The organism is Streptomyces albospinus (assembly GCF_014648695.1).
Lineage (GTDB): Bacteria > Actinomycetota > Actinomycetes > Streptomycetales > Streptomycetaceae > Streptomyces > Streptomyces albospinus.
The window spans coordinates 1-17,240 of the sequence record NZ_BMRP01000039.1 but is presented as its reverse complement, the minus strand read 5'-3'; the positions used below and the strand labels follow the sequence as shown (position 1 = coordinate 17,240).

General features: G+C 75.3%; 14 protein-coding genes, 1 pseudogene and 1 riboswitch. Of the genes and pseudogenes, 9 read left to right on the top strand and 6 right to left on the bottom strand.

Translation table 11 applies throughout. The features are described from left to right. The 3 genes and pseudogenes from IEZ17_RS43220 to IEZ17_RS33010 form a co-directional block, all read right to left on the bottom strand. Positions 1–242, bottom strand: a pseudogene (locus IEZ17_RS43220) (hypothetical protein); the annotation flags it as partial. A 202-nt stretch (positions 243–444) separates the two neighbouring features. Next, complete coding sequence (locus IEZ17_RS33015) at positions 445–1,572, bottom strand: alpha/beta hydrolase (protein ID WP_189306658.1); 1,128 nt, start codon at positions 1,570–1,572, stop codon at positions 445–447. Positions 1,573–1,670: 98 nt separating this feature from the next. Beyond that, positions 1,671–2,339, bottom strand: coding sequence for a class II aldolase/adducin family protein (locus IEZ17_RS33010; RefSeq protein ID WP_189306657.1), 669 nt, complete (start codon positions 2,337–2,339; stop codon positions 1,671–1,673). Positions 2,340–2,852: 513 nt separating this feature from the next. Between IEZ17_RS33010 and IEZ17_RS33005 the strand changes: the two genes are divergently transcribed. Beyond that, positions 2,853–4,109: an inorganic phosphate transporter gene (locus IEZ17_RS33005; protein WP_189306655.1), complete on the top strand. Its 1,257-nt coding sequence runs from the start codon at positions 2,853–2,855 to the stop codon at positions 4,107–4,109. Between the two features lie 28 nt (positions 4,110–4,137). Then, complete coding sequence (locus IEZ17_RS33000) at positions 4,138–4,374, top strand: hypothetical protein (RefSeq protein WP_189306652.1); 237 nt, start codon at positions 4,138–4,140, stop codon at positions 4,372–4,374. Between the two features lie 125 nt (positions 4,375–4,499). Here IEZ17_RS33000 and IEZ17_RS32995 read toward each other — a convergent pair whose 3' ends face one another. From IEZ17_RS32995 to IEZ17_RS32985, 3 genes are read right to left on the bottom strand one after another with little or no spacing between them, the layout of a single operon-like run. Beyond that, positions 4,500–5,900 (bottom strand): extracellular solute-binding protein, encoded by a 1,401-nt coding sequence (locus IEZ17_RS32995; protein WP_189306650.1) that lies wholly within the window; start codon positions 5,898–5,900, stop codon positions 4,500–4,502. After that, positions 5,897–8,587: a vWA domain-containing protein gene (locus IEZ17_RS43975; RefSeq protein WP_189306648.1), complete on the bottom strand. Its 2,691-nt coding sequence runs from the start codon at positions 8,585–8,587 to the stop codon at positions 5,897–5,899. Before IEZ17_RS43975 ends, IEZ17_RS32995 begins: the two co-directional genes overlap by 4 nt. Before the next feature lie 5 nt (positions 8,588–8,592). Further along, a complete protein-coding gene (locus IEZ17_RS32985) occupies positions 8,593–9,063 on the bottom strand; it encodes a hypothetical protein (protein ID WP_189306646.1) in 471 nt (156 codons plus the stop codon). 208 nt (positions 9,064–9,271) lie between these two features. Beyond that, positions 9,272–9,416: riboswitch (cobalamin riboswitch) on the top strand. A 145-nt stretch (positions 9,417–9,561) separates the two neighbouring features. Between IEZ17_RS32985 and IEZ17_RS32980 the strand changes: the two genes are divergently transcribed. The 7 genes from IEZ17_RS32980 to IEZ17_RS32950 all read left to right on the top strand — a co-directional run. Beyond that, a complete protein-coding gene (locus tag IEZ17_RS32980; protein ID WP_189306644.1) occupies positions 9,562–10,515 on the top strand; it encodes a cobalamin biosynthesis protein in 954 nt (317 codons plus the stop codon). 10 nt (positions 10,516–10,525) lie between these two features. Beyond that, complete coding sequence (locus IEZ17_RS32975) at positions 10,526–12,121, top strand: cobyric acid synthase (RefSeq protein ID WP_189306642.1); 1,596 nt, start codon at positions 10,526–10,528, stop codon at positions 12,119–12,121. A 55-nt stretch (positions 12,122–12,176) separates the two neighbouring features. Then, positions 12,177–14,357, top strand: a complete 2,181-nt coding sequence (locus tag IEZ17_RS32970) for a putative cobaltochelatase (RefSeq protein ID WP_189306640.1) — start codon at positions 12,177–12,179, stop codon at positions 14,355–14,357. Continuing rightward, entirely contained in the window at positions 14,357–14,962 is a 606-nt protein-coding gene (cobO, locus tag IEZ17_RS32965; protein WP_189306638.1) for a cob(I)yrinic acid a,c-diamide adenosyltransferase, read from the top strand. The genes IEZ17_RS32970 and cobO overlap by 1 nt, the downstream gene beginning before the upstream one ends. Positions 14,963–14,969: 7 nt before the next feature. Next, positions 14,970–16,388, top strand: a complete 1,419-nt coding sequence (locus IEZ17_RS32960) for a cobyrinic acid a,c-diamide synthase CobB (protein ID WP_189306636.1) — start codon at positions 14,970–14,972, stop codon at positions 16,386–16,388. Then, positions 16,385–17,056 carry a VOC family protein gene (locus IEZ17_RS32955; protein ID WP_189306634.1) on the top strand — a complete coding sequence of 224 codons (672 nt, stop codon included), beginning with the start codon at positions 16,385–16,387 and terminating at the stop codon, positions 17,054–17,056. Before IEZ17_RS32960 ends, IEZ17_RS32955 begins: the two co-directional genes overlap by 4 nt. Beyond that, positions 17,053–17,240, top strand: a 188-nt coding sequence (locus IEZ17_RS32950; RefSeq protein ID WP_189306632.1) for a cobalamin biosynthesis protein, incomplete at its 3' end; no start/stop codon positions are given. The genes IEZ17_RS32955 and IEZ17_RS32950, both read left to right, overlap by 4 nt.

Sequence of the window (17,240 nt, the reverse complement as noted above, 5' to 3'; positions counted from 1 at the left end):
GGCAGAGCGCCGTCCGCCCCGGCCCGCAGGGTGCCGGCGGCGCCGTCGGCCCAGCGGGCGAGCCGGGCCGCGCCGGCCAGTACGGCACGGGCCTGGCGGGCCAGTTCCGCGGGCGGCGGCGTGCCCTCGGGCGGGCGGGGCGCCGGGCGGGCGGCCCGGGTGCTCACCGCCCGGCGGGCGGCGGCAATCGGTTGGCGTGGGACGAGTCGGAGCCGGGAGTCGCGCGGAGTACGGGACGTCACAGGAGCAGTCTTGCCGCTGACGGCCCGAAAGCCCAATCGGAACCCTGCTTGCGGTCTCCTGGGCCCGCGCCATCCCGCCGACCCATCCCTGATATGGGGAGTTGTCCCTCCGTACGCCCCGACGTCACGATCCGGTCGCCGACGCGGGGGCGGCGCCCCGGCGGGCGCCCGGGCGGCCGGCGCCCCCCGTCGGCCGCACCCGCTACATCAGCGGCGTCAGGAAGCGGCGCAGGATCTCTTCGTAGTGGTCCGGGTCGGCGTTCCACATCGCGGCGTGCGGGGCGTGCGGGACCGGCTGAAGGGTGATCAGGTCGGGGCGGCGGGCGGCGAAGTCGCGGGAGGCCGCCCAAGGGGCGACGGTGTCGCCGGGGCCGTGGAAGAGCAGCGTGGGGGCCTCCAGCACCTCGGGGTCGGGGGCGTCGGCCGGGCGGTCCACGGGCAGTCCGGTGGTCCCCTCGGCGGCGCGGACGACCAGCGGCAGCAGGGCGCGCGGGACGTGCCGGGCGGCGGCCAGCGCGCGGACGGTGGCGTGCCGGTCCAGGACCGGGGAGTCCAGGACGAGCCCGGAGATCCGGTCGCGCAGCGCGGAGTTGGCGGCGGCGCGCAGCGCCATGGTGGCGCCGGTGGACCAGCCGTGCAGGATCACCGCGCGGGCGCCGTAGCGGACGGCGTAGCGGATCGCGGCGTCCAGGTCGCGCCATTCGGCGTCGCCGAAGTGGTGGATGCCGTCGGCGGAGTGCGGAGCGCCGAGGTCGTTGCGGTAGGCGAGGTCGAGGACCGGCAGGCGGTGGCGGGCCAGGAACGGCATGACCACCATGGGGTGTTCGCGGGTGGTGCCGAGGCCGTGGACGGTGATGACCCAGGTGTCCCGGACTCCGGGCACGAACCACGCGGGCAGCGGGCCGAGTTCGCCGGGGATGTCGACGTCGGCGCAGGCGAGGCCGAGGGCGTCGTGGGGGTTGCCGATGTGCACCTGCGGGGTCATCCGCATCCGGGTGCCGGGCCGCAGGGTGCCGTGGGTGACCCGCTCCAGGCGGCGGACGACGGCGTCCGGGGGGTGCGCGGTGCCGTGGACGACGGGGCCGACGACGGCGTGGCAGCCCGCGCCGGCGAGGCCGTAGATGCCGGGCCGCAGGGACGCGAGACTGCGGGTGAGGATGATGTGGTCGCCGTCGGCGGAGTGCACGGTGAGGCGGGAGTCGCCGGGGATCGGATGGCTGGCCGACGGTTTCAGGGCGACATCGCTGGCGTACCGCCCGACCGCCACGGCGGCGGCACCGGCACCGATCACGGTGGTGGCGGTCGCCGCCGCCACGGTTCCCAGTCGCACCTTCCCAGTGTGCGCAGCGCCGCCGGACCCGGCCACCGGGCGGCCCGGACGCCCGCCGGACCAGCGGCGATGCACCCGGCGCGGGCCCGCGCCGGGTGCTATGCGGGGTGGCTGCTGCGCTGGCCGTAGCCGCGCAGCCGGTCCCCCGCGGCGTCGAGCTGGGCGGCCGACAGCAGGCTGGGGGTGTGGCCGGGCACGGAGTTCGCGGTGAGCCAGACCCGGCACATCCACTCCAGTTGGGCGGTGCGCTCCAGCGCCTGGCCGAGGCTTGCGCCGTAGGCGACGGTGCCGTGGTTCTGGAGGAGGGCGGCGGTGCGGTCGCGGAGGGCGCGGAGCATGTTGGCGGCCAGTTCGTCGCTGCCGTAGAGGGCGTAGGGGGCGACGCGTACGGGACCGCCGAGCGCGGCGGCCATGTAGTGGATCGGCGGGAGTTCGGGGACGAGGGTGGAGACGGCGGTGGCGTTCGGCGCGTGGGTGTGCACGACCGCGGTGGCCGGGGTGCTCCGGTAGAGGGCCAGGTGCATCGGAAGTTCGCTGGTCGGGCGGAGTCGGCCGATGATCTGGCGGCCGTCGAGGTCGACCGCGGTGGTGTCCGAGGGGCCGAGCTGGTCATAGGGGACCCCGCTGGGGGTGACGAGGACGAGGTCCTTCACGCGTACCGAGACATTGCCCGAGGTGCCGACGACGAGGCCGTCGGCGACCGTGCGGCGGGCGGTGGCGACGAGCTCGCTCCAGGCGGCGGCGAGGTGGTCGGGGTGGTCCTTCATGACGTCCTCCGGCGCGGTGCGGCAGAAACAGCAGAAAGGCGATTGCGGTGCACGACACCGTACGGGCAGGCCGGGGCACTGTACGCCAGGGCACCGTCTGCCCGGTATCCGCCGCATGCGGATAACTGTGCCGCTGAGGGCGATTGGCCAGATATCGACCATCTTGCGGCGATCATCCCTTAACGTCGAGAGGACCGCACCCCTCGCATGTCATCGCCCAGGGGGTCCCATGACGTGTGTCCGCACCACCCGCCGCCGGCCGCCCGCCGCCCTGGCCGTGACCTCGCCGGCCGGTGATCCGTACCACCACGCGCCGGAGGTACGGCCGGAACGGAACCACCCCGGATTACCTCAAGAAGATTGCGGACGGATGAGGCGGAGGTGGCTCGTGGGACGCCTCCGCGTGAACACTGCGGTGGCGTCATCGCGGCGCCCGGCCGAGTTCACTTTCCGTTCACCCACCGTCCGTACGGTCCCGATCGACACTGACCATCGAGCTGATTGCCTGGGTGAATGGAACACATCACGCTTCTCATCGGGATCGTGATCGTCACGGCCTTGGTGTTCGACTTTACGAACGGCTTCCACGACACGGCCAACGCAATGGCCACCACCATTTCCACCGGGGCACTGCGACCCAAGGCCGCGGTGGCGATGTCGGCGGGGCTCAATCTTGTCGGCGCATTCCTGTCCGTGGAGGTGGCCAAGACCATCTCCGGCGGCATCATCGACGAGAGTGCCGGCATCAGACCTGAAGTGATCTTCGCCGGTCTGGTCGGCGCCATCGTCTGGAACATGGTGACCTGGCTCGCCGGACTCCCCTCCAGCTCCTCGCACGCCCTCTTCGGCGGTCTGATCGGCGCCACCGTGGTCTCCGTCGGCACCGGCGGGGTGCACGGCGAGGCCGTCGTCATGAAGGTCCTGATCCCGGCGGTGGCCGCGCCGTTCGTCGCGGGTCTCGCCTCGATGGCCGCGACCCGCCTCACCTACCGGCTGGCCCGCGGGCGCCGCGAGGCGGACACCGCCAAGGGCTACCGCGCCGGGCAGATCGCCTCGGCCGCCCTGGTCTCGCTGGCCCACGGCACCAACGACGCCCAGAAGACGATGGGCGTGATCACCCTCGCGCTGATCACCGGCGGGGTCATCGCACCGCACTCCGACCCGCCGATGTGGGTCATCGCCTCGGCCGGTCTGGCCATCGCGCTCGGCACGTACCTGGGCGGCTGGCGGATCATCCGCACGATGGGCAAGGGCATCACCGACATCCAGCCGCCGCAGGGCTTCGCCGCCCAGACCGGCGCCGCGGCCACCATCCTGGCCTCCTCCCACCTCGGCTTCGCGCTCTCCACGACCCAGGTCTGCTCCGGTTCCGTGATGGGCTCCGGGCTGGGCCGCAAGGGCGGCGTGGTGCGCTGGTCCACGGCCGGGCGGATGGTCGCCGCCTGGGCGCTGACGCTGCCGGCCGCCGGTCTGGTCTCGGCGGGTGCCGCGTTCCTGGCCGACCAAGGCAGTTGGGGCGTCGCCGCCGTCGCGGTGCTCGCGCTCGCGGTCTGCGGTGGCATCTGGGCGGCCGCCAGGCGCAAGCCGATCGACCACACCAACGTCAACGAGGGTCCGGCCGCGGAGCCGGTGGGTGTCGTCACCGCCGCACTCCAGACCGTCTCCCCTCCCCCGGCAGGCACGGTGACCCCGGCGGCCACCACGGCGGAAGCCGCCACCCCGCCCGCGCAACCGGCACAGCCGGCACAGCCCGCGACAGCCACGTCCTAGCGGCCCTCACCGAAGGAACGAACACACCATGCACATCGACTGGGCAGCTCTCGGCCAGGTCTTCGGCGTCACCCTCGTGGTGACGGTCGGGATCGTGGGCCTGTTCACCGTCGGAATCGTGGGGACGTCCCGCAAGCCGGCCGCGGACGGCGCGGCGACCGCGGCCACGGCACCGGGTGCGGGCGCGCGGGCCGGGGCGATGGCGGCCTTCGCGCTGTGCGCGGTGGCGGTGGCGTACGGGATCTATCTGATCGTGGCCACCTGAGCGCACGGCCTCCACTGCGAAGGGGAACGAGGCGTCCATCGGGCGCCTCGTTCCCCTTTTCCGCCCCCGCGTGAGGTCCGCTTTCCCGCCCGGCGTGAGGTCCGCTCCGGCGTGGGGCCGGCCGCTCAGCCGGTGCGTCCGCTGAGGGCCTCGTCCGCCTCCCGGGCCAGCTCGTCCGCGATGGCCGTACCGCCCGTGCTGTTCAGGTATTCGGAGACCCGGATCTGCACGACCTTGCTGAAGGTCTGGTAGTGGGCGCTGCGCGGGCGCGGTTCGGCGGCGCGCAGGGCCGCGTAGAGGGTCCGGGTGTAGGGCGGCTCCTGGCCCGGGGGGACCGGCGGCCGGCCGGTGGCGCCGTGTTCGCCGCGCTGGGCGTCGCCGGGCGGCAGCGGGCAGCGCGGCGTGGTGGCGCCGGTGCGGTAGGCCGAGGCGCGGGTGGCCGCGAATCCGCGCTCCAGCAGGCAGCGTTCGCTCTTCGGGTCGGTGAGCGCCTCGATCAGCGACCGGGCGCCGGCCGGGCGGGTGCTGTCGGCGGAGACCGCCAGGTTCTGGCCGCCCAGTACGGAGATCCGCCGGCCGTCGGTGGGCCGGCCGGGCAGTTCGGCGACGTCGAACTGGACGCCGGGCCTGAGCTTCTCGGCGACCGAGGCGTACTCCACCGGCCAGTTGCGCATGAAGAGCGCGCGGCCGTCGGCGAACCAGCGGCGGCTCTCGGTCTCGTCCATCGCGGTGGCCTCGTGCGGCATGATCGAGTCGAGCTGGTCCTTGAGCGCGGTGACGCCGAGTTGGAGCGAGCCGACCTGCTCGCCCTTGGCGAAGCTGGCCGCCTCCGGGTCGCCGCCGTTGGCCCAGGCGGACTCCAGGGTGTTGACGGTCAGCCCTTCGTAGGGGCGCAGCTGGGCGACCAGGCCGTACAGGGTGGGGGCGGCCGGGGCCTTCGTGCCACCGCCGGCGGCGGCCCCGGCGGCCTTGGCCTTGCGGTTGTAGGCGTCCGCCACCTGGACCGCGATGTTCTTCAACTCTCCCCAGTTGCTGGGGGGTTGGTCGTATCCGTAGTCGTGCAGGATGTCCTTGCGGTAGTAGAGGAGCCCGGCGTCGGTGTTGAAGGGGACGGCCCAGATCTTGCCGTCGTACCGGGTGGTCTTGACGACACTGGGGAGGAAGTCGCCGTCCAGGCTCGCGTCCCAGGGGCGGATGACGCCCGCCGCGGCGAACTCCGCGGTCCAGGCCACGTCGATGTTCAGCACGTCGTAGCCGCTGTTGCCGGACTGGCCGGCGGCCAGCAGCTGGCTGCGCTGGCCGTCCGCGGTGTCGGGGAGTTTCACGATCCGTACGGTGCGGCCGGTGCGCTGCTCCCAGGCGTGGATGAGGTCCTGGCGGACCCCGGAGCTGCTCAGGTCGCTGCCGGTGGCCAGCACGATGGGGCCCTCCTCGGGCAGCGGCAGCGGTCCGGAGGTGCAGCCGCCGGACGCGGCGGTCACGAGCCCGGCGAGGAGGGCGGCGGGCAGCGCCGCGCGGACCCTCATCGGTCCCCCGTGCCCGCGGAGCCGATCGAGGCGACCAGTCCGGCCAGCAGCTCGGGCGCGTCCGGACCGCCGGGCACGCACTGGCCGTTGGAGGCGTGGGCCAGCCCCTGGAGGGCGAAGGTGTCGCAGCCGAACCGGCCCATCACCACCGTCAGGACCGGCACCGGGGGCCCGTTCTTGAGGAGTTCGGTGAGCTTCTGCTCCACTCCGGCGGCGCGCCCCGCGGCGCCGTCGTCCTCGTCGAGGAGCAACACGATTGCACTGTTGCCGCTGGTGCCGTCGTCGCCGCCGTCCGGCTTCTTCAGTTGGGTCACCGCGGTGGTCAGCGCCTCCTCCATCGGGGCGCCGTGGTCGACCAGTCCGCCCTTGGCGATCCGGTCGAGAGCGGCCTTGCCGGGGGCCGGGTCGGTGCTGCCGAGCGGGACGACCGGGCGTACGGCATAGGGGTCGCCGGGGTGCGTCCGGTCCGGGAAGGTCCACAGGCCGTAGGTGTGGCGGGCGCCGACCATGCCCAGGATCCGGTCGGCCGCGGCGGTGGCCACCGTGAGCTTGCCGCCGTCGGCCATCGAGCTGGAGGTGTCCATGAGGATCAGCAGCCGGCTGGCGCGCTGCGCCTTGTCGTAGCCGGCCAGCACCCGGCCGACCTGGTCGGGTCCGGCCGTGAAGGGGGTGACGGGGGCGTCGAGGTCGATGTCGGCGGCGGTGTCGAGGAGCGGGGAGCCCGGCGCGGGGCGGGGCGCCGTGCCGTCCTTTCCCGGCACCCCGCGGTAGCCCTGGCGGGAGAGGACGGGACGGCCGCCGTGCGGATCGCGCAGCCAGTCGGCGAAGCGGGCGACGGCGGCCTGCCGGGTCGGGGCGTCGGCGGCGCCGCTCCAGTCGACCCGGATCAGGGGGTGGTCGAGCGCCGGGACGTTCTTGGGGTAGTACGCGACGTACCGGTCGCCGGGGGCCGGCGGCTTGGCGAGGGCGGGGCAACTGCCGGTGGCGTGGCCGAGGTTGTAGTCGGCGAGGGCCTTCTCGGAGACCAGCGGTGCCGAGCGGGCGCCCCGGCCGCTGCCGGGCCGGTCGGGTCCGGCGTCCGGGCGCAGCGAGCAGAGCAGTTCGGTGCTGCCGGCGTACTGGCTGCCCGGGGCGGTCAGCCGGCTCTCGGCGTCCCGGACTCGGGCGGGGTCGAGGGAGCTGGACGGGTCGATGCGCAGGCCGTCGCCGGCGAGGTAGAGGCCGAGGGTGTGCAGCAGGCCGGTGCCGGAGAGCACGGGGCTGGGGCGCAGCAGCCTGAGGTCGCCGTGCCGGCTGTCGGTGCCGGCGAGCAGGTCCTGCCAGGAGGCGACCTGTTCGACGCTGTCCGGGCGCCCGCTCGCGGGGATGCCGACGACCAGGGGGCTGTAGGCGACCGGGCCGGTGTCGTGCAGGGTGGCCGGGGAGCCCTTGGGCGGCATGCCGCGGCGGGCCTCTTCGTAGTCGGCGGTGGATTCGGGGATCCAGAGGTCCGGCTGGGGTCCGGGCCGGTAGAGGGGGTCGGCGCCCTTGGCCGCGTCCTTCCCCTGCCCGTCGCCCTGGCCGGTGCCGCCGCGGGCCTCGCCCTGCCAGCGGTCGGCGGCGGCGAAGCCCTGGTCGATCTGGTCCTCGGCGGCGGAGTAGACGGTGATCTGGGCCCGGCGGCAACCGTCGGGGAGGTCGCCCTCGCCGGCCAGCGGACGGGTGTTGGCGGCGGACATCTCGTACGCGAACGCGGCCTGGCGGAGCGCCGGTTCGGCCTCGGGGGCGGTGAGCAGCCGCAGTTCCAGCGCGGGCGGGCAGTCCGGGAGCGGGCTCAGCACGCGGTGGGCGATCAGCCCGGCGGCGGCCAGGACGAGGACGGTGCACAGTGCGACGAGGAGCCTGAGCCGGCGCCGTACCGGCCGGGCGATGTGCTGGTTGATCCAGCGGCGCCGGCGGATCCGCGCCGGGGTCGGCAGCGGGTCCTCGGGGGTGGCGAAGGAGAGGATGACGTCGTCGAGGGTGTTCTGCTTGGCGGCGCGCGGCTCCCAGACCTCGCCCATCGGGGTCCGCTCGTCGGCGAGCCGTTCGCGCAGCGCCCCGGCCAGGTCCTCGAAGGTGACGAACCGCCGGCCGGGGATGCCCTCTTCGAGGATCCGCACCACGGCGCGGGTGAAGAGGGTGCCGCCGGCGGGTTCGTCGCCGCTGAAGATCCGGCGGTTGGGCTGCGCGGCCATCAGCAGCGACATGGGCTTGCGCAGGGCGTGGAAGGCGCCGTCGGCGTTGCCGGAGTAGCAGCACTCCAGGACGACCACGATGCGGTCGGCCCGTGCGCTGTCGAGGCAGGAGAGGACGGCGTCCTGCCAGGAGACCGTGGTGTGGCGGTGCCGGTGGTCCGAGGCGCCGACCAGGAGCCGGAGGTCGCCGCCGTCGCTGCCGACCCAGCCGTGGCCGGAGAAGTGCACCAGCAGCAGACCGCGCGCCTCGTCCGCGACGCTCTTCAGCGCCCGGCTCAGCTCCTCGGGCTCCCGGGGCCGGCAGATGACGACCTCGTCCGCGGTGAACAGGTCGGTGCCGGGGCCGGTCAGCGCGCGCTTGAGCTCGTCGGCGTTGGCCTCCACGGCGGGCAGGGCGGGGTGCGTCTCGTAGTCGTGGACGCAGATCAGCAGCGCCCGGTTGGTCTTGCCCCGTGCGTCGTATTCGGACATCCGGGTCAGTCCTCGCCGGTGCTGCCGCCCTCGTCCGCCGGGCTTGCGGGGTCGGGCCGCCCGGGGCCCGCGCCGTCGATCTGGCGGAGGCCGGCGCCGGTGCCGACGGAGACGCGGGGCTGCTCGCCCTCCTCACGCGCCTCCTTGCGCCGCCGCAGCCATTCCCGTAACGCGATGCCCAGCGACTTGGTGATCTCGGTGACCACCGCGCCGACCACCACCAGGACCAGGTCGTCGACGCCCACCGCCATGTCGTGGAGGTCGGGTGCGTCGCCGGCGGCCTGCGGGGCGCGTTCGTCCGCCGGGCGGGGCCGCCGGTCCCAGTCGTGCCGCCGCTGCGCCAGCCAGGGCTCGCGCTCCAGCCACGCCTTCAGATCCTCGATGTCCTGGTGCGGATTGTTGGTGCCCGTGATCCTGATGCGGATCTCGTCTCCGGTCGCTTCCCTGACGTCGTCCCGCGCGGCGCTCTCCGGCATCCCCCGGCCCCCTTCCGGCAGGCCCCATCGCCCGCCGTGCCTCAGATAGTGACGCGGGATCAGCCCCGTGGGCAACCGTGCGTGACACGGGCACCACCCTGTGGTCTGTGACACAGGTCCTGCGGGGGGGGCTGCGGTGCAGGTCAAGGGTGAGTTGACGGGCCTTCGCGGGGCGTGGTGGACTGCCCGGGCCAATCGGCGACAGCTGAGGAAGTCCGGTGAGAATCCGGCGCGGTCCCGCCACTGTCACCGGGGAGCGCTCCTCCAGAGAAGGTCACGGCTCGGGTCACCCACGGGTGCCGCTCGCGGGCTGGAAGGCCGGGGGAGGCGCCGATCCGGGGAGCCAGGAGACTCTTGTCGCCGTCACGTCGAGCCAGGGCGCGGACCCTGAGTGAGGACATACCGCCATGCCGGGCTGCCGTTCGCGATGCCGCCGTACGAGACGTTCACTCCCCGCTCGCGCGGGGTCCCTTCGAGGCGTGACGGCGGTCTGATCCGATGCGCGGCGAACACGCGGGGTACGCGTGCGGCGCGGCCCTCGGCTTTCTCGGCGACCTGATCGCGGCGGATCCCCGACGGGGCCATCCGGTGGCCGCGTTCGGCCGGGCCGCGGGCGCCGTCGAGCGCCGGCTGTGGCGCGACCACCGCGGATACGGGGCGGCGCACACCGTGCTGTGCGCGGGCGGCGCGGCCGTCGGCGCGGCGCTGCTGGAGCGCGCCGTCCGGGACCGCCGCGGCGCGCGGGTCGCGCTGACCGCGGCGGCGGTGTGGGCCGTGCTGGGCGGCACGTCGCTGGGGCGGGAGGCGCGGGCCGTCGGCGGGGCGCTGGCGGCCGGCGACCTGGACGTGGCGCGGGAGCGGCTGCCGCATCTGTGCGGGCGCGATCCGCAGGCGCTGGACGGGCCGCAGATGGCCCGCGCGGTGGTGGAGTCGGTCGCCGAGAACACCTCGGACGCGGTGGTGGGCGCCCTGGTCTGGGGCGCGGTGGGCGGTGTGCCCGGTCTGGTGGCGTTCCGGGCGGTGAACACGCTCGACGCGATGGTGGGTCACAAGTCGCCGCGCTACCGGCGCTTCGGCTGGGCCGCGGCCCGGCTGGACGATGCGGCCGGCTGGCCGGGCTCCCGGCTGACCGCCGCCCTGACGGTGCTCGCGGGCCCCGACCGGCGCGGTGCGCTGCGGGCCTGGCGGGCCGACGGCGGGGCGCACCCGAGCCCCAACGCGGGCCCCGTGGAGGCGTCGTTCGCGGGCGCGCTGGGCGTACGGCTGGGCGGCACGCTGGCGTACGGCGGGCGCGTGGAGCACCGCCCGGTGCTCAACGGCGGGGCGAGGCCGGCCGCGGTGCCCGACATCGAGCGGGCGGTGCGGCTGTCCCGGCGGGTGAGCCTGCTGGCGTTGGGCGTGACGGTGGCGGGGCGGCTCGCGGCGACGTACCGCCGGGGCGTGACGACGTGAGGAGGACCCGTTGAGCGGGCGGAGCACGGGGCCCGGTGGGGGCGTCGGTGGCGGGCTGCTGGTGGCCGGTACGACGTCCGATGCGGGCAAGAGCGTGGTCACGGCGGGCATCTGCCGCTGGCTGGTGCGGCAGGGCGTCAAGGTGGCGCCCTTCAAGGCGCAGAACATGTCGCTGAACTCGTTCGTGACCCGCGAGGGCGCGGAGATCGGCCGGGCACAGGCGATGCAGGCGGCGGCGGCACGGGTGGAGCCGACGGCGCTGATGAACCCGGTGCTGCTCAAGCCGGGCAGCGACCGCAGCAGCCAAGTGGTGCTGCTGGGCAGGCCGGTGGGCGAGCTGAGCGCACGCGGGTACTTCGGCACGGCCGGGCCCGCGGCAGGGCCGGGCGCGGCGTCCCCGGGCGAGGCGGCCTACGGGAGCGGTCGGGAGCAGTTGCTCGGCACGGTGACCGACTGCCTGGCGGAGCTGCGGCGGACGTACGACGCGGTGATCTGCGAGGGCGCCGGCAGCCCGGCGGAGATCAATCTGCGGCGGACCGACATCGTCAACATGGGCATCGCCCGGGCGGCGCGGATCCCGGTCGTGGTGGTCGGCGACATCGACCGCGGCGGTGTCTTCGCGTCGTTCTTCGGGACCACGGCGCTGCTGTCCGAGGAGGACCAGGCGCTGGTCGCGGGCTATCTGGTCAACAAGTTCCGCGGGGACGTGTCCCTGCTGGAGCCGGGCCTTGAGATGCTGCGCGGGCTCACCGGGCGGCGGACGTTCGGGGTGCTGCCGTACGCGCACGGGCTCGGCATCGACGAGGAGGACGGGCTCCGCGTGTCGCTGCGCGGCGCGGTCCGCGAGTCCGTCGTGGCGCCGCCGGTCGGCACGGACGTGCTCCGGGTCGCGGTGTGCGCGGTACCGCTGATGTCCAACTTCACCGATGTGGACGCGCTGGCGGCGGAGCCGGGTGTGGTGGTGCGGTTCGTGGACCGCGCCGAGGAACTCGCCGACGCCGACCTGGTGGTGGTGCCGGGCACCCGCGGGACCGTGCGGGCGCTGGCCTGGCTGCGTGAGCGGGGGCTGGCGGACGCGCTCGCCCGGCGGGCCGCCGAGGGCCGCCCGGTGCTCGGTATCTGCGGCGGCTTCCAGGTGCTCGGCGAGCACATCGACGACGAGGTCGAGTCGCGGGCGGGGAAGGTGGACGCGCTGGGGCTGCTGCCCGTACGCGTCCGGTTCGGCCGGGAGAAGTGCCTGGCGCGGCCGGTCGGCGAGGCGCTCGGGGAGCGCGTCGAGGGCTACGAGATCCATCACGGTGTGGCCGAGGTCGGCGGTGGGGAAGCCTTCCTGGACGGCTGCCGGGTGGGCTCCGTGTGGGGCACGCACTGGCACGGCTCGCTGGAGAGCGACGGTTTCCGGCGGGCGTTCCTGCGGGAGGTGGCGCGGGCGGCGGGCCGCAGGTTCGTACCGGCCCCCGACACCAGCTTCGGCGCGCTGCGCGAGGAGCAGTTGGACCGGCTGGGGGATCTGATCGAGGAGCACGCGGACACGGCGGCGCTGCTGCGGCTGATCGAAGGCGGGGTGCCGGCGGGGCTGCCGTTCGTCCCGCCGGGGGCGCCGTGAGGGGGACGCAGTGGACAGGACCGGAGGCGGCCGGCGACGTGGAGGACGACACGGCATGACAACGACTCACAAGACACAGCACACGGCCCAGTACCCGTTCACCGCGGTCGTCGGCATGGACGACATGCGGCTGGGCCTGCTGCTGAACGCCATCTCGCCGGCCATCGGCGGGGTGCTGGTGCGCGGCGAGAAGGGCACCGCGAAGTCGACGATGGTGCGCGGTCTGGCGGAGCTGATGCCGGCCGTGGACGTGGTCGGCGGCTGCCGCTTCTCGTGCGCGCCCGCCGCCCCGGACCCGGGGTGCCCCGACGGCCCGCACGGCGCGGACGCGGCAGGCGAGGACCGCCCGACGCGGATGGTCGAGCTGCCGGTCGGTGCCTCCGAGGACCGGCTGGTGGGCGCGCTGGACATCGAACGGGCGCTGTCGGAGGGCGTGAAGGCGTTCGAGCCGGGGCTGCTGGCGGACGCGCACCGGGGCGTGCTGTACGTCGACGAGGTCAATCTGCTCCACGACCACCTGGTCGACCTCCTGTTGGACGCCGCCGCCATGGGCGCCTCCTACGTGGAGCGCGAGGGCGTCTCGGTGCGGCACGCCGCCCGGTTCCTCCTCGTCGGCACCATGAACCCCGAAGAGGGCGAGCTCCGGCCGCAGTTGCTGGACCGGTTCGGGCTGACCGTGGAGGTCGCGGCGTCCCGGGAGCCGGAGCAGCGGGTGGCGGTCGTCCGGCGCCGGCTGGCGTACGACGACGATCCGGCGGGCTTCGCGGCGCGCTGGGCGGACGAGGAGCGCGAGCTGCGCCGCCGCATCGCGGTGGCGCGGGAGGTGCTGCCGTCGGTGGAGCTGGGGGACGCCGCGCTGCGGCAGATCGCCGCGACCTGCGCCGCGTTCGAGGTGGACGGGATGCGGGCGGACATCGTGATGGCCCGGACGGCGAGTGCGCTCGCGGCGTGGGCGGGGCGTACGGAGGTGCGGTCCGAGGACGTACGGCAGGCCGCGCTGCTGGCCCTGCCGCACCGACGGCGGCGGAACCCCTTCGACGCGCCGGGACTTGACGAGGACAGGCTCGACGAGGTGCTGGAGGAGTCCGCCGGGCAGCAGCCGGACGACGGCGGCGACGACCCGGAGCCGAACGGTCCGGACGGCGGTCCCGATGGCGGCCCCGGCGGGCTGCCCCCTCAGGACGGCGGACCGCAGGAGTCGCCGGGGCCCGATCTGCCGCGCCAGCAGGAGCCATCGGCCCGGCCCGAGGGCCCGGAGCGCGAGCCGGAGGCCGAGCCCGCCGGGTCCGGGCCCGGCCGGGAGCAGCCCGCGGTGGGCGCCGCCGAGCCGTTCCGGACCCGGCGGCTGGATGTGCCGGGGCTGGGCGAGGGCGCGGACGGCCGCCGGTCGCGGGCGCGTACCGCGCACGGCCGGACGACCGGTTCGCGGCGGCCCCAAGGAGCCCTGGGCAAGCTGCATCTGGCGGCGACGGTGCAGGCCGCGGCACCGCACCAGCGGGCGCGCGGGCGTCGCGGGCCCGGCCTGGTGGTGCGCCGGGACGATCTGCGCGAGGCGGTGCGCGAGGGGCGCGAGGGCAACCTGGTGCTGTTCGTCGTGGACGCGTCCGGGTCGATGGCGGCGCGGAAGCGGATGGGCGCGGTCAAGGGGGCGGTGCTGTCGCTGCTGCTGGACGCGTACCAGCGGCGGGACAAGGTCGGGCTGATCACCTTCCGCGGCTCCGGAGCGGAGCTGGCGCTGCCGCCGACGTCGTCCGTCGAGGCGGGCGCGGCGCGCCTGGAGCAGCTGCCGACGGGCGGCCGTACCCCGCTGTCGGAGGGGCTGTTGATGGCCCATGAGGTGCTGCGGGTGGAGCGGATGCGGGACGCGTCCCGGCGCCCGCTGCTCGTGGTGGTGACCGACGGTCGGGCCACCGGCGCATCAGAAGGGGCGGCGCGCAGCGCCTCGGGCAGGGGCGGTGGTCGGGCGACGGGCGGGCCGCTGGCCCGCGCCAACCGCGCCGCGCGGCTGCTGGCCTCGGAGGGCACCGCCTCGGTGGTCGTGGACTGCGAGGCGGGACCGGTCCGGCTGGGGCTGGCCGCCGAACTGGCGCGGGAGCTGGGGGGTCCCGCGGTCACCCTCGACGAACTGCGCGCGGACAGCGTCTCCGCGCTCGTAAGGACCGTGCAGGGCAGGCCCGTTCGCGGCGGCAGCAGCGCCGGCCGGGACCGGGATCACGTCAACAGGAAGGCCGCGTAATGCCGCAGGGACAGCCGTCCGTCGTACCGGACGACGGGCTCACCACCCGCCAGCGCCGCAACCGCCCGCTGGTCATGGTCCACACGGGCCAGGGCAAGGGCAAGTCCACCGCCGCCTTCGGGCTGGCGCTACGGGCCTGGAACCAGGGCTGGCCGGTCGGGGTGTTCCAGTTCGTGAAGTCGGCGAAGTGGAAGGTCGGCGAGGAGCGGGCGCTGAAGGTGCTCGGCGACTCCGGGGAGGGCGGCACCGTCGCCTGGCACAAGATGGGCGAGGGCTGGTCCTGGGTCCAGCGAAACGTCCGGGACGCGCTGTCCAGTGAGGAGGCGGCGCGCGAGGGCTGGGAGCAGGTCAAGCGGGATCTGGCCGCGGAGACGTACAAGCTGCTGGTGCTGGACGAGTTCGCGTATCCGCTGAAGTGGGGGTGGATCGACGCCGAGGAGGTGGTGTCGGTGCTGCGCGACCGGCCCGGTACGCAGCATGTCGTCATCACCGGGCGGGGCGCCCCCGAGCCGCTGCTGGACTTCGCCGATCTGGTGACGGACATGACGAAGGTCAAGCACCCGATGGACGCGGGGCAGAAGGGCCAGCGGGGCATCGAATGGTGAGCACGTCATGAGCGGCGGCGCCGTCCCCCGGCTGGTGATCGCCGCGCCGTCCTCGGGCGCCGGGAAGACGACGGTGGCCACCGGCCTGATGGCGGCCTTCGCCGAGGCCGGTCTCACGGTGTCGCCGCACAAGGTGGGGCCCGACTACATAGACCCCGGCTACCACGCGCTGGCCACCGGCCGTCCCGGCCGCAACCTGGACGCCTACCTGTGCGGCCCGGAGCGGATCGCGCCGCTGTTCCTGCACGGTGCGGCGGGCGCGGACCTGGCGCTCGTCGAGGGCGTGATGGGGCTGTTCGACGGGGCGTCCGGGATGGGCGAGCTGGCGTCGACGGCGCAGGTCGCGAAGGTGCTGCGGGCGCCCGTGGTGCTGGTGGTGGACGCGTCGTCGCAGTCCCGGTCGGTGGCCGCGCTGGTGCACGGCTTCGCGTCGTGGGACCCGGAGGTGCGGCTGGCCGGGGTGATCCTCAACAAGGTCGGCTCGGACCGCCACGAGGAGCTGCTGCGGGACGCCATGGGCTCCTCCGGGGTGCCGGTGCTCGGTGCGCTGCGCCGTACCGGGCGGGCCCGTACGCCGTCCCGGCACCTGGGCCTGGTGCCGGTCGCCGAACGGCGCGCCGAGGCGGTGGAGTCGGTGGCGGAGCTGGCCGCGCGGGTGCGCGAGGGCTGCGACCTCGATGCGCTGCTGGCGCTGGCGCGGAACGTGCCGGAGCTGCCGGCGCGGGCGTGGGACCCGGCGGCCGAGATCAGGGCGGTGCCGGCCGGTCCGTCCGCGGGGGCGGCCTCCGCCGGCCGGCCGCTGATCGCGGTCGCGGGCGGCGCCGCGTTCACCTTCTCGTACGCCGAGCACGCCGAGCTGCTGACCGCGGCGGGCGCCGACGTGGTCCCGTTCGACCCGCTCCATGACGAGCAACTACCGCCCGGCACACAGGGGTTGGTGATCGGCGGCGGCTTCCCCGAGGTGTACGCGCCGGACCTGTCGGCGAACGCGCCGCTGCGGACGGCGGTGGCGGCGCTGGCCGCCTCCGGGGCGCCGGTGACCGCCGAGTGCGCCGGGCTGCTGTATCTCGCCCGGTCCCTGGACGGGAAGCCGATGTGCGGGGTGCTGCCCGCCGACGCCCGGATGACGGAGCGGCTGACCCTCGGCTACCGGGAGGCGGTGGCGCTCCAGGACAACGCGCTGGCGGTGGCCGGGACCCGGGTGCGCGGCCACGAGTTCCACCGCACGGCGCTGGAGCCGGGCGCCGGTCCGTCCCCGGCATGGGGCGTGACGCACCCGGCGCGCGCCGTGGAGGGTTATGTGGCGGGCGGGGTGCACGCCTCGTACCTGCACGTCCACTGGGCCGCCGAACCGTCGCTGGCCGTACGGCTGGTGGACGGCGCGGCACGGAGCGGGCCGGCGGCCCGCGCGGGAGACGCCCGGTGAGCGCCCCCGGCGGCGGTCCCGGCGGTCCCGGCACCCTCGACCATCTCGTCTACGCCACCCCCGACCTGGACCGCACCGTCGCGGAGATCGCCGAACTGACCGGCATACGGCCGGTTCGGGGCGGCAGCCACCCGGGGCGGGGCACCCGCAACGAGCTGCTGGGGCTGGGCGGCGGCGGGTACCTGGAGATCATCGGGCCGGACCCGGAGCAGTCCGCGCCGCAGCGGCCACGGTGGTTCGGCATCGACGCGCTGACCGGTCCGCGGCTGGTGACCTGGGCGGTGCGGGTGACCGGCATCGCCGACCGGGTCGCCGCGGCGCGGGCGCGCGGCCACGACCCGGGCGCCCCGGTCGCGATGTCCCGCCGGACGCCGGACGGCACCCGGCTCACCTGGCAGCTGACGCCGCCGGGGGCGGGCGCGGGCATCACCCCGTTCCTGCTCGACTGGGGCACCACCCCGCATCCGTCGGGCGCCGGGCTCCCGGTGCTGCCGCTGGTCTCGCTGACCGCGACCCACCCCGATCCCCCGGCGGCGCAGGCCGAGTTGGCGGCGCTGGGCGTGCGGTGGCCGGGCGAGCCGGTCGCCGTGGGACCGGCCGGGATCACCGCCGTGGTCGCGGGGCGCCACGGACGGGTGGCGTTCGGCCGGGGAGCCGTCGCCCTGTGAACCGCCCGGGGCGGGACGGCGGCCACCGCGCGGCGGACTCCGGCGCCGGGCGGCCCGCCGCCGTGCTGGTCGCCGGGGTCGGCGCCCGCCGCGGCGTCCCGGAGGCGGAGGTGCTGGAGCTGATCGGCGCGGTGCTCGCGGCGGCGGGCCGGGCGCCGGCCGCACTCGCCGCACTGGCCACGGT

Bases quoted from the DNA above. Each gene is read 5' to 3' on its own strand.
- IEZ17_RS32995 (WP_189306650.1), bottom strand. From the start codon at position 5,900: ATGAGGGTCCGCGCGGCGCTGCCCGCCGCCCTCCTCGCCGGGCTCGTG.
- IEZ17_RS32970 (WP_189306640.1), top strand. From the start codon at position 12,177: ATGACAACGACTCACAAGACACAGCACACGGCCCAGTACCCGTTCACC.
- IEZ17_RS33005 (WP_189306655.1), top strand. From the start codon at position 2,853: ATGGAACACATCACGCTTCTCATCGGGATCGTGATCGTCACGGCCTTG.
- IEZ17_RS32960 (WP_189306636.1), top strand. From the start codon at position 14,970: ATGAGCGGCGGCGCCGTCCCCCGGCTGGTGATCGCCGCGCCGTCCTCG.
- IEZ17_RS33000 (WP_189306652.1), top strand. From the start codon at position 4,138: ATGCACATCGACTGGGCAGCTCTCGGCCAGGTCTTCGGCGTCACCCTC.
- IEZ17_RS33010 (WP_189306657.1), bottom strand. From the start codon at position 2,339: ATGAAGGACCACCCCGACCACCTCGCCGCCGCCTGGAGCGAGCTCGTC.
- cobO (WP_189306638.1), top strand. From the start codon at position 14,357: ATGCCGCAGGGACAGCCGTCCGTCGTACCGGACGACGGGCTCACCACC.
- IEZ17_RS43975 (WP_189306648.1), bottom strand. From the start codon at position 8,587: ATGTCCGAATACGACGCACGGGGCAAGACCAACCGGGCGCTGCTGATC.
- IEZ17_RS32980 (WP_189306644.1), top strand. From the start codon at position 9,562: ATGCGCGGCGAACACGCGGGGTACGCGTGCGGCGCGGCCCTCGGCTTT.
- IEZ17_RS32985 (WP_189306646.1), bottom strand. From the start codon at position 9,063: ATGCCGGAGAGCGCCGCGCGGGACGACGTCAGGGAAGCGACCGGAGAC.